Below are 9,966 nucleotides of genomic sequence, written 5' to 3'. Positions count from 1 at the left end.
CCATGATGCTTCAGCTTTCCTGGCTTACTTTCCGCCTTCTTCGCGAAGTCGCTGTCGCGGTCGAACAGGAAAATCTGGGTCTGGTGTCGGAATTCTTCCCGTTTAGCATCGCTCAGACAGGTCTGCCATAGCTTTCCTTCTCCGGTCGCACGGTCAGTATGATCAGCCCAATCGATGTTTAAATCGGTGAACAGGCCGTCCGCTTTGAACTGATGCAGGGCATGGCGCAGATGCATGGCGTCAGTCACGCCTTCCGTGTAGACCATCAGACGAGGTGACTCCGCCTGTTGCTGCTCGGCTTGACTCAGTTTGAAATTGTCATCAAGCAAAGACAGTTTCCTTGCCAGCGTCAAATACGTAGTGTCTTCGGCGCCCTTTACAGAACGAACAAAGCCGAGCTTTCCACGTATGACCTCACGAAAGTCTGGAGGGTCAGGCCTCCAGCCCGGACGATTGCGATGGTACTCGTTCGAGAAGAACCAAGCCGCAGCATGCGGCTCGCCATGCTTGCTCCACACGTGCAAGACACTGCGGAGACCGCGGATGTATTCCCGACTCACATTGAGCTTCTCGTTAACTGTGATACCTGTGACTTGCTGCCGGCCACTTCGATCGAAGATCCGCGTCTTGATGTCGTTGACTGAAAAGCCTTGCTTTTCAATGATTGCTCGGAGACCGTCACCCACGTGAGCTTGGACGGATACGCCTTCCGGCGCCGCAGGCACACAAATCTGAGGGCTGAGCCGCTTTAGATTGGTCGAGAAAATAAGGTCGTCGGCGTATCGCGTGTAGAAACAGCGATGCTCCTTTGCCATCTGTTTGAGCTCCAAATCTAAACTTCGGCAAATGAAGTTCGAGATGATGGGCGACGTAGGCGCACCTTGCGGCAGTTCGTTCTGGTCCGTAGCAATCTGGGCAAGCAGAGTCGCGACTTCGTCATTGAAGTGGAATGGGTGGCCCTTGAACACTCCATGCGTTCGTCCGAAGTTGATCGACGGGAAAAAATCTTTGAGATCGATGCGGGCCACCCATCTCTGCGCTAAATGCACTTGAGCATTCTGGATGATGCTTTTGCCTTTCACATATCCATAGACGTGCTGTCGCGGCCGATACAGCTTCGACAACTCCCCCGCAATCACTTTCTGAATCTTCTTAAGTGGCGCGATTGGGATGCGTAGCGTCCGCGGTGAGCCATTCCGCTTCTTGATGACTTCGGTCTTATAACGCTCCGCAGACGTGAGCTTGTAGAGAAGGAAGTTCAGCTTGCTCTCAGAAAGACCAAGGAACGCGCAGAGGTCCTGCTTGGAGCCAACTTCGAGGAACGAGCCGAAGAGCGTCGTTTGATTTGTGGTGCCCATCCGGTTCAACCTACCGATCATTGCCGACAATCCCGCTACTCGGCGATCCGGCTGCTCGGTCTCTCGGCTCACTTTTGGAGCTCAATCGGAGCAGTCTTGGGATAAAGTTCAAGAACCGTGACGAATGCATCACAGAAAAACAACCGAACGGGCGCCGTATTGTATCGAAAATACTCGTGGAGTGACAATCGAATTCAAGTCGTCAGCTTCCCGATAACACGGCGCGATTCTCCGATAAGGCGAGGCTTTTTAAGCTTCGTAGTCGAGAACTTGTCGATCTTCACGAATCGGAGCAGCAAAGTCCGCAAGCGCTTGATGCTTGGGGTGCGCAAGATAGGATTCCAAGGCAGCTACGTCATCGAAGTCAGAGACCAACACCACGTCGTAGGTGCAATTAAAACCAGGCTTTGCGGTTCCGACTTCGAAGAGCCCCTGCCCGTCGACGATGCTGCGGCAGGTTTCGAGCTTCGCTTTGAATCGCTCAGCATTCTCAGCGCGCGTCGCGCCCTCGGCAAACTCTTTCAGCTTCCACATGACGATGTGACGTAGCACGACAGCTCCTTAGGTCGATAGGAGCGGCAAGAATAGCAAACATCATCTTGTGACTTGATCGAGAAAGCGTTGGAGAAATCAGCCTTTAAACCCTTTTCACCTTTAGGGAATTATCTAAAAGTTGTCGCATCGTTTGGATGTCTGGCGCGAAGATTAAGGCAAGGATCGACTAATGCACCCCCCGCCCACAAAGGGTTACGGGCGTCTGCTCCGCAATCCAGACATCATTGAGCCGGCCTGTTGCGTCAGAGTCTCGCCAAGAATTTCGGCGTGGGCGCACGTTCTTGTTCGTAATTTCCGAACGACCTGTTCGGGAATCACAATCAACGACTGAGCACTTCGGTCGTGCTCTTGGCTTTGTTGCGTTCCAAGCGAACTGTTGCCGGCAGCGAGTAGACGGCTTCTAGCGCTTCTCCACCCGGAATATGTCTCGGTCTTTGCCTGCAATCCAATGAGGCGCGCGTCCCCTACCGCTCCACGTTGCGCCGCTGAGTGGGTCTCGATATTGAGCCACGGCCCCCACAGGCTGACTATCCGCTTTTCGCCCCATCAGCTCATTTAAGCTGATGCCGTACTCACGCATTTTTTGAACAATTTCGCGCAATGCATGTCGAGTTCCGAGCTCTTTGGCCTCAATCAGCTGTTGTTCGACTTGTTGTTGTCGGGTAAGAAGTTCAGCGATTTCAGGACTTTGATATGGCATGGTATTGGAGCCTTTTCTTGCGATTGCGGGCTACTGGCTGATAACAGAAGCGCCACTTGTTGTCACTGGAAAAGTCGATGAAGACTTACTGCGATGCGAATGCGTCCGAGTTCGACTATCTCGTTCTTGTAATTCGGCGATGATTGCCTGCAAATCCCGGCTCAGATCTGCATCCTTCGCGCCGGGGCGCCAAGCGACGCACGCGTGCTTCCGTCGCGTCTCTCTGGCCAACTCCAAGGCGTCCCGTGCAGCCGTAGCGCTTTCGAATTCGACCTCTTCGCATAGCGATATTGGTGACGCGTAGGTAGAGAACAGGCTCAGGTCTTCGCGGGCGGCATGGATTCGCGCAGGACAATCTCGAAGATGAGAAACCACTTTGTGGCTCAGGCTAGACCATTGCACGCGCTCCGGGAACACGAACTCTGGCAACATAACCGTGTGCGTCGGCTGCAGCGTTCCAGCACGCTCCGCTTCAGCTTTCGCCCAGTTAGCGCGATGCATAGTGGCGCGACACAGGCGTCCGTAGCCCTCGAGTGCAACGGCAACATCCAGGGCCGCATCTCGACGCTTGCGCTTCGCGTCAACTCGGTTCTTCAATCCCTGCATCAGCAATACGACCACCGAACTGATTGCACTTGATGTTCCGACTATCGCAAGCCAATTGGGCCAATTTGCATCTTTCAGTAGAACCGCTACGTTTTGCAACTGGCCTTGCCACATGGAGTGTGTCCTACAAGCTTTAACAGTTTGATTATAAGGACTCTAGCGTATCGCAGAAGCTAAAAGGCTCTTCGAAACTACGGCTGTATTCATTGCGCCACAAGCGCCAAGGATCGTGGGGCTCAAGCTGCGACGCCGCAAATAGCAGGCTTGATCAGCGACTAAAGCTTTTCTCGACGCTGCCGATAGCTCGACCAAGACTTGCTGACAACAGCGCTATGCGAACAGTCATAAAAAACGGTGTTGTACATACGACTCTATCCCCAATCGCACGAGACGGCCTCGCCACCATCATCCGCTCACTCAGTCGTCACGCGAAGGTGCCAAAGATTGGGGCTTGGCAGGACATGACCAGTGATGCGCTTTGGGCACGCCTTGTGTCACAGGTATGCGTGATGGGTTCTGCACGCGGGATGGAATCGCTTCAGGAAAACCCTAAAAGCCTCGCCGCCTTTCAGGCTGACACGTCACTTAGAGCGGTCGAGAGACATAAGTACGAGGTCAACTCCCTTGAGTACGTTCTACGCGGTTATGGTGCAACGCGCTTTCCCGCTAAGGCTGCAAGCACACTACTCGCGCTGCGAAGCAATAAGCAAGTAGTACGCGGACGGCGCGTCGTCTTGTTGGATGGTATCGACGCATTCTACGGAGCGCAGGACATCAGGAATGAACTCATGCGTCGCTGTACCTTGTTCGGGATGAAGAGTGCGTCTGATTTCATGATTGAATGCGGCTTAGCGGATGATGTCGTTGCGCTAGATACTCGGCTCGTGAGTGTTTTCAGCAAGCACTTTGGCTACAACCTTAAGGCTTCGCAGTTGCAGTCAAATCCGCAAGCCTATCGCTCCGTCGAAGAAGCGTTAGAACGGTTCTGCAAGCAAGAGTCCGTCACGCTCGCCGAGCTTGATCGACTGCTGTTCAAGTTCAGCAGCATCAGCGTTATTGCGCATCTTCTTACGAGCACGCGATCCACGAAACGGTGATGCGACCCCGGGCGACTGCCAACGGCAAAGGTCAACATCGCAATTAGGTAATTATTACCCATATATAGCATATCAACCGAAGATTTCAGCAAAATCCCGTAATATTTAGATGATAAACCGGTGCTACACGAACTCTGAAGTGGCGCCTTGCAGATGCACACCTTGGGTTGTCACTTGACAACTGAGTCTGGCTATACGAAACTGCAAACGTTGATGAAACAACAGCATCCCAAAAAAGAGATTGAGGAAGCCCTAGACTACGTTAGGGAAAATGGTTGGCGCGTCGAACCGGCAAAGGGAAATGGCCATGCTTGGGGTCGCATCTACTGCCCTTTTAATGACAAAGAGTGTCGGTGTGGAGAGTTCTGCATCACAAGCGTATGGTGCACGCCTCGCAGCGCTGGAAATCATGCGAACCTACTCAAACGAGTAGTCGACAACTGTACATCTCATCGAAAAAATGACGCCAGTAGTGGCGACGACTCAGAGAAGCCGGAGTAACCATGGAATACGTGTTCACACTCAAATACCAGCTGGCGCCAGACGATTGCGACCACGAGCAGCTCGTGGAGCGTCTGGCCGAGGCCGGTTGCGACGATGCGACCATTGGCATTGGACAGCCCGGACGTATTGCGCTCGCGTTTTCGAGAGAAGAGACTAATGCATGGGGCGCGATTCTCTCGGCGCTTCAGAACGTCAAGCAGGCGATTCCCTCTGCCCGACTGGTCGAAGCTGCGCCAGACTTTGTAGGCCTCACAGATGTTGCAGACGTGGCAGGAATGTCGCGTCAAAATATGCGAAAGCTGATGCTCGCAAACCCAACAAATTTTCCAGCACCGGTGCACGAAGGAAACCCGTCCGTATGGCATCTGTCTGACATCCTCGGATGGCTGAATAACCGAGGCGATTACCGCATCGACGGCGACTTGTTGGAGGTTGCGAAGTCCGCTAAGCAAGTGAACTTGGCGAAGGAAGCTCGTGAAATCGAACCGCAGGTCACCCAAGAGCTAGAAGCGCTTGTCGCTTGACCCCAAAAGGCGTTTGGGCTTATTCATGAGGCGGAGATTGCAATCTCCGCCTTTTTATTTTCTGCGTCCAAGGTAGCGGACTGTACAAAACCTGAAGGGGTGTCGGTTACACACCTATCTTGCCTTCTCTGTCATGAACTTCCTAGATTCGGCGTTCTCCCAACTCGCCTTTGCCGCCAAGCTTCTCGAATATGTCGAGCAGGGAAAGCTTCTTCTTGACGACCTTGACCAGCCTCTGACGATCGTAGATGGATCAAGCATCTGGGTTCTGCCTGACCGGCTCTTCCATTCGGACAATGACCTACACATTGCCTGCGCCAACCAACTGTCGGTCGCCTTTGGTGCTGCTGCGATTACGCTTAACCGATGCAGGGAGGAATTCGAAGCAGCACGTAATGTCCAGTTGCTCGCGCGGAATGGAAACCCACCAACAACCGAAGATGAGCACTTCGCAGAACTCGTCTACCAAATTAGAAACGCTTTTGCGCACGACATTTCGGAACCACGCTGGGAGATTCGGGGCGACGGTCGTCGGCGCCCGTATCTCGTCGACCGCTTTGAAAACGGCGCACGCATAACCGCTAATCTAACGAACTTGCACGGGCAGCCGTTCGAATATGCCCAAATCGGTGGCATTGAGACATTACACCGTCTGCGTGAATTCGGGCAACAACGCTATTGGGGATGACTACTTTGACGCGCGAGACTCCCACGCGGCCTCGCGTAATCAATCTTCCAGGTTTAGTTGCTACCTAGCGTGAGCGCCTATGCAATGCATCTAGACAGCCTGTGGTCATTGCACCCTTCGCCTTGCCAAACTGACGCGTTGTGATTGCGTGTCGACTACCGGACTTCGCCTTTCGAATCGTCTGATTCCTGTGAGTTACCCATGCCTCTTACCGTTGCCCAAGCTAACCACGTTGCGAAGGTTTTCCCGGAGTGCCGTGCTGAGATGATTGAGTTCCTTGAGACAGGTGCGGAAGTCGTGATTTACAAGCAGGACGAATGCGGCAGCGATGTCCTGCCCTATGCAATAGCGGTTGCGGGTACCGCTTTCTGGGTTGATTGCTGCGCGACACCTGGGGAGGCGACAGCGCTGGCTTCCTCCCTCGGGCTTAAGGTCGTAGATGTATGCCGTTAACTCCTTCTCTGCGCGCTTTTCGGTACCAACCTTTAGCCAAGGGTCGGCGCACAATTATGCGGAAGTAATTGCGAGCTGTCGTTGGCGCGACGGGTGAGCAATCGCGCTAACCCATCTCTTAGCTTCCTGTTCGGATCACGCGCGTTAAGCATGCGCCATGCGGATCGGGCTCATGATCGCAGCACCACGCTTCCTCGCCATCAATGACCTCACGAATACCAGCCGACCCTGCCTATTGCGCATGACCGTAACTGATTTGACCTAGTTGTTATACTTAGACTACAGCCTGAAGCGCTGGCAAATGCTGACGCTTTTTGGCGACGACAGGCCGTACTTATCGCTTGGCTCGGCTATGTCGAAGCAGGTGACAGACATCGGAATCCAGAATTGCGGCCTAGCGCTCGATGTCATAGAGCTCGGTGAAGAACGGTAGCGCTTGCTCAGCGAGCTCGCTGCTGTGATTGCGTGCAGTTTGAAGAAACTTGCGCCCCACGCGAGCCGCATAGCTGAGTTCGGTGACGCTCTGAAGGAATAACACCTCATAGCCGTGGTAAAGACCACGCATCAGCTTGCCGTTCTCACCCTCTAGAATGATTGAGCACGCTCTTCCGCTCCGCTGCCGGCGAGGTCGCAAAAGTTGGCTAGCCGCTTACCTCCTAGCAGTTTTCGCGGACATTGAGCTCGACAGCCTTACCATATCTCCTAGGTACAAAGGGCGGCCATGACCACGATGTGTCCGACCAGGACCGCAAACTGCCTGTGATTACGCCGATGCCAGTTCACGACGATCGACCCATACGGATAGATAGATGCCTGCACATGTGTCGCGTTGAAACGCTCACGCATTGCATCTCAACACGCCGTGCTACCGCGGCGTCTTGAGGGCTGTGCGTGAAGCTCGACTGCTCCTCGCTGCTAGCTCGAAGGCGTGGCAACTGGCTCTGATTGCCGGAGGTACATGCGTGTCACCGAACGCAAAACGTTCCCTCGACTTCCGACATTGACGAGCAATCCAGACTAGCGCAGCGGACCTTACTGTCCAACTCTCCAGAGACTACTTGCCCGTCACGATAGCACTCGGAGTTAGACCAAAAATTTTCATTTGCGCAAGTTACGGTTTTTGGTAAGCCTAGCTTTCCTTCAGCAACCAACTCATCTTTTAGGTGGAAATAGGCTCACCTACGTAAAACGAAGGAACGTACGTTAAAAACTGGATAGAGATGGGACCTTGAGCTGAAGGGCAAGACTCCCCCCTAAGCGACCCGAAGATAGCTAGAAAGAGTATTGCCCGGGGATAAAAACTGGACAGCGGAGCCGACCCATCACCTTAGGCACCACGGCCGGGTGCATTGCCGTGATTTGACTAGTCTCTTCCCTCGCATGCACGCTCGGCTGCATAATGCGATATTCAGATATCGATGTCCGTCTCGGATCACCTCCTTTCAATTCTTCGGACAGAATTCGACAGACCGTTTCTGGTCAAGTACTTTTCGCTGCACACAAGTATATCTCCCCTGTCAGAGCGCGAACGCAGACCCCTTGATGTTTTCTTTGACGGTTTGACGAGAGGGCGTCTCAAATTAAAAGGACACGTCAGATCGAATGTCTTGGCAAATCTCCTCGCGCACTTGACTAGCTGGGAGCATTTCGATCTGAATGATCTCATCGAGGACGTCAGAAAATACGGCACTGACGCCGAAAGAGAGCTGTGGGCTGTACATCCGACGCTCTGATCGAGCAAATTGCCGGTGAACTGGATGTACTCCAGCAACGGTTAGCGCCCGAGTATCGGGAGCTTAGCCGTGTTTGGATGCAGCTATTAGACGAGAAAGAGAATAGTTCCTGACCATGCGCGATCAGGAGCTATTCTTTTCGGTCAGACCTGCTGGTGTAGAACCAACTTTCCCCAAATACGAATTCACTGAGTCAGCTAGTCAACTTTCTAATCGAGTTGATCTACAGGTGCTGTTGCTGTCCAATAGGGTTAGGAGGTGATGTTCTCAACAGTCGAGCCGCTGGCCTGAGGAGCTACGTCTACCGTCGGAGGTGTACTAGCCGACGTCTTTTTTGCCACCGCGTTCTTCGAAGCGGCTTTCTTAGAGGCTGACTTCTTGGCCGGAGCTTTAGCCGTCACTGTTTTCGCGGCAGATTTCTTTGTCGCCGTCTTTCCAGCCGCTGTTTTCTTTGCGGCCGTTTTCGCAGCTGTTTTACTCGCAGATGTGCTCTTCACCGCTGACGGTGCTTTCTTTGCAGCGACCTTCTTCGTTGCAATTTTCTTCGCCGAGACACTCCTTGTTGTCGACGCTGGGTGCTTATCCGACTTCCGTTGTGAGGCGGGTTGACCAGGAGCGTCAATCAAAAACGCAGTACGATCCTTTGCGGAGGCAAGCCAGCTTGGAGCTTTTCCGCGACCGCTCCATTCGGCACCTGAGGCCGGATCGCGATATTTTGACGGTTGCGGTCCGCGCGGGTAATTACCCGCTCTGACTGCCTTTTTGGCTGGAGCCACCGCCGATGAATCGCCATCAAAGAGAAATTTATCGCGATTCTTGGCGTTTGCAATCCACCCAGGAGCGCGACCATGTCCGCTCCACGTCGCACCACTTTTAGGGTCTCGGTAGCGCGCGACCGAGCCCTTGCGAGTCGCGTCGCTTGGTGAGACCGACGAGTGCGCCTGGTCCGTAGTTTCACGTTTGTAGGAGGCAAGATCCTCCACCGTAATTTCGTGATCATCCATTAGAGCGTGAATCTTCGCGATGATGCTCGCGGATTCTTTCTGCGCAATGACTTTTGCCTGTGCTTGCAGATGCGCAATCTTGTTCTTCAAACTCTTGAGAGTAACCATAATCTTTCCCCATAGTGGTTGTGAACGCACTATGCCACACATGCATGTGCAGACGCGACTAGATTATCGAATTCCACACCTTTACACCGGCCGCTTCCGTCGTTTGCTCCTGTCGAGTATGCAGAAAAGCGGTTGGTTTCAAGTCAGGCGGAAGTCTGCACCCGCCAGAAACGGGAATACAGCCGCTTCGAAAAGGTGTCCCCACCTAACTATTGGTAAAGAAGAACCGAAGAGATTCGCTAAGTTTCAGCACCCCGCCAGCAAACTAACTGCCTGTCACTCCGATCGTAACCGGCCTATCTGGATCGGCTCGGTGTCACGCCTCCAACGTAGGCCAAACTGCAGCCTAGAACAGTTCCTCTCGGTGGTGTCCAAGCGCGCCGCCCATACCCAGCAAAACCCGACCCGAACGAACTAGCTTTTTTGACGACGGCACCAGGTTTCGCCGTTCGCGCACCTGTTCGCAGCCTTTGTTTTGCCTGCAACCAATCTTCGACTTCCCTGACCGACAAGCCAACAACGTGCAATTTCTTAAAAAATTTACACGACGTACGAATAAATGCTGATCGCTTGACTGAGCACCTTTCTTTGCTTTTGGAGCGACGGTGCATTTAGTCGAATCAGAGGAACAAAGAA

The 9,966-nt window shown here is 53.4% G+C and carries 11 protein-coding genes; 4 read left to right on the top strand and 7 right to left on the bottom strand.

The window, feature by feature from the left end; all coding sequences use genetic code 11:
• From BG60_RS35625 to BG60_RS38605, 4 genes are all read right to left on the bottom strand, one after another.
• A partial coding sequence (locus tag BG60_RS35625) for a reverse transcriptase domain-containing protein (RefSeq protein ID WP_206540341.1) occupies positions 1–1,358 on the bottom strand: 1,358 nt, incomplete at its 3' end.
• A 249-nt stretch (positions 1,359–1,607) separates the two neighbouring features.
• Positions 1,608–1,910 (bottom strand): Dabb family protein, encoded by a 303-nt coding sequence (locus BG60_RS35620; RefSeq protein WP_033536628.1) that lies wholly within the window; start codon positions 1,908–1,910, stop codon positions 1,608–1,610.
• A 403-nt stretch (positions 1,911–2,313) separates the two neighbouring features.
• Positions 2,314–2,613, bottom strand: coding sequence for an H-NS histone family protein (locus BG60_RS37720; protein WP_075583637.1), 300 nt, complete (start codon positions 2,611–2,613; stop codon positions 2,314–2,316).
• Positions 2,614–2,643: 30 nt separating this feature from the next.
• Complete coding sequence (locus BG60_RS38605; RefSeq protein WP_140401986.1) at positions 2,644–3,333, bottom strand: hypothetical protein; 690 nt, start codon at positions 3,331–3,333, stop codon at positions 2,644–2,646.
• 347 nt (positions 3,334–3,680) lie between these two features.
• Here BG60_RS38605 and BG60_RS35615 point away from each other — a divergent pair, with 347 nt between their 5' ends.
• The 4 genes from BG60_RS35615 to BG60_RS35605 all read left to right on the top strand — a co-directional run bounded on the left by BG60_RS35615 (position 3,681) and on the right by BG60_RS35605 (position 6,032).
• A complete protein-coding gene (locus tag BG60_RS35615) occupies positions 3,681–4,316 on the top strand; it encodes an 8-oxoguanine DNA glycosylase (protein ID WP_140401985.1) in 636 nt (211 codons plus the stop codon).
• A gap of 210 nt (positions 4,317–4,526) precedes the next feature.
• Positions 4,527–4,817 (top strand): GNAT family protein, encoded by a 291-nt coding sequence (locus BG60_RS39880; RefSeq protein ID WP_075583638.1) that lies wholly within the window; start codon positions 4,527–4,529, stop codon positions 4,815–4,817.
• A gap of 2 nt (positions 4,818–4,819) precedes the next feature.
• Positions 4,820–5,344 (top strand): helix-turn-helix transcriptional regulator, encoded by a 525-nt coding sequence (locus BG60_RS35610; RefSeq protein ID WP_008348818.1) that lies wholly within the window; start codon positions 4,820–4,822, stop codon positions 5,342–5,344.
• Positions 5,345–5,477: 133 nt separating this feature from the next.
• Positions 5,478–6,032 (top strand): hypothetical protein, encoded by a 555-nt coding sequence (locus BG60_RS35605; protein WP_033536630.1) that lies wholly within the window; start codon positions 5,478–5,480, stop codon positions 6,030–6,032.
• Between the two features lie 847 nt (positions 6,033–6,879).
• Here the strand turns inward: BG60_RS35605 and BG60_RS38600 are convergent.
• The 3 genes from BG60_RS38600 to BG60_RS39415 all read right to left on the bottom strand — a co-directional run.
• A complete protein-coding gene (locus BG60_RS38600) occupies positions 6,880–7,119 on the bottom strand; it encodes an IS66 family transposase (protein ID WP_075583636.1) in 240 nt (79 codons plus the stop codon).
• Positions 7,120–8,469: 1,350 nt separating this feature from the next.
• Positions 8,470–9,330, bottom strand: a complete 861-nt coding sequence (locus BG60_RS37705) for an H-NS family nucleoid-associated regulatory protein (protein ID WP_075583635.1) — start codon at positions 9,328–9,330, stop codon at positions 8,470–8,472.
• 346 nt (positions 9,331–9,676) lie between these two features.
• On the bottom strand, positions 9,677–9,966 hold a 290-nt coding region (locus tag BG60_RS39415), incomplete at its 5' end, for a hypothetical protein (protein ID WP_206540340.1).

It is taken from the genome of Caballeronia zhejiangensis (assembly GCF_000698575.1).
Classification (GTDB): domain Bacteria; phylum Pseudomonadota; class Gammaproteobacteria; order Burkholderiales; family Burkholderiaceae; genus Caballeronia; species Caballeronia zhejiangensis.
Note: the sequence above shows the minus strand (reverse complement) of the source record. Positions and strands in the feature narration are given on the sequence as shown.

Excerpts from the sequence above, each read along its gene's own strand:
- BG60_RS37720 (WP_075583637.1), bottom strand. The coding sequence starts at position 2,613 with ATGCCATATCAAAGTCCTGAAATCGCTGAACTTCTTACCCGACAACAA.
- BG60_RS38605 (WP_140401986.1), bottom strand. The coding sequence starts at position 3,333 with ATGTGGCAAGGCCAGTTGCAAAACGTAGCGGTTCTACTGAAAGATGCA.
- BG60_RS35615 (WP_140401985.1), top strand. The coding sequence starts at position 3,681 with ATGACCAGTGATGCGCTTTGGGCACGCCTTGTGTCACAGGTATGCGTG.
- BG60_RS35610 (WP_008348818.1), top strand. The coding sequence starts at position 4,820 with ATGGAATACGTGTTCACACTCAAATACCAGCTGGCGCCAGACGATTGC.
- BG60_RS35605 (WP_033536630.1), top strand. The coding sequence starts at position 5,478 with ATGAACTTCCTAGATTCGGCGTTCTCCCAACTCGCCTTTGCCGCCAAG.
- BG60_RS37705 (WP_075583635.1), bottom strand. The coding sequence starts at position 9,330 with ATGGTTACTCTCAAGAGTTTGAAGAACAAGATTGCGCATCTGCAAGCA.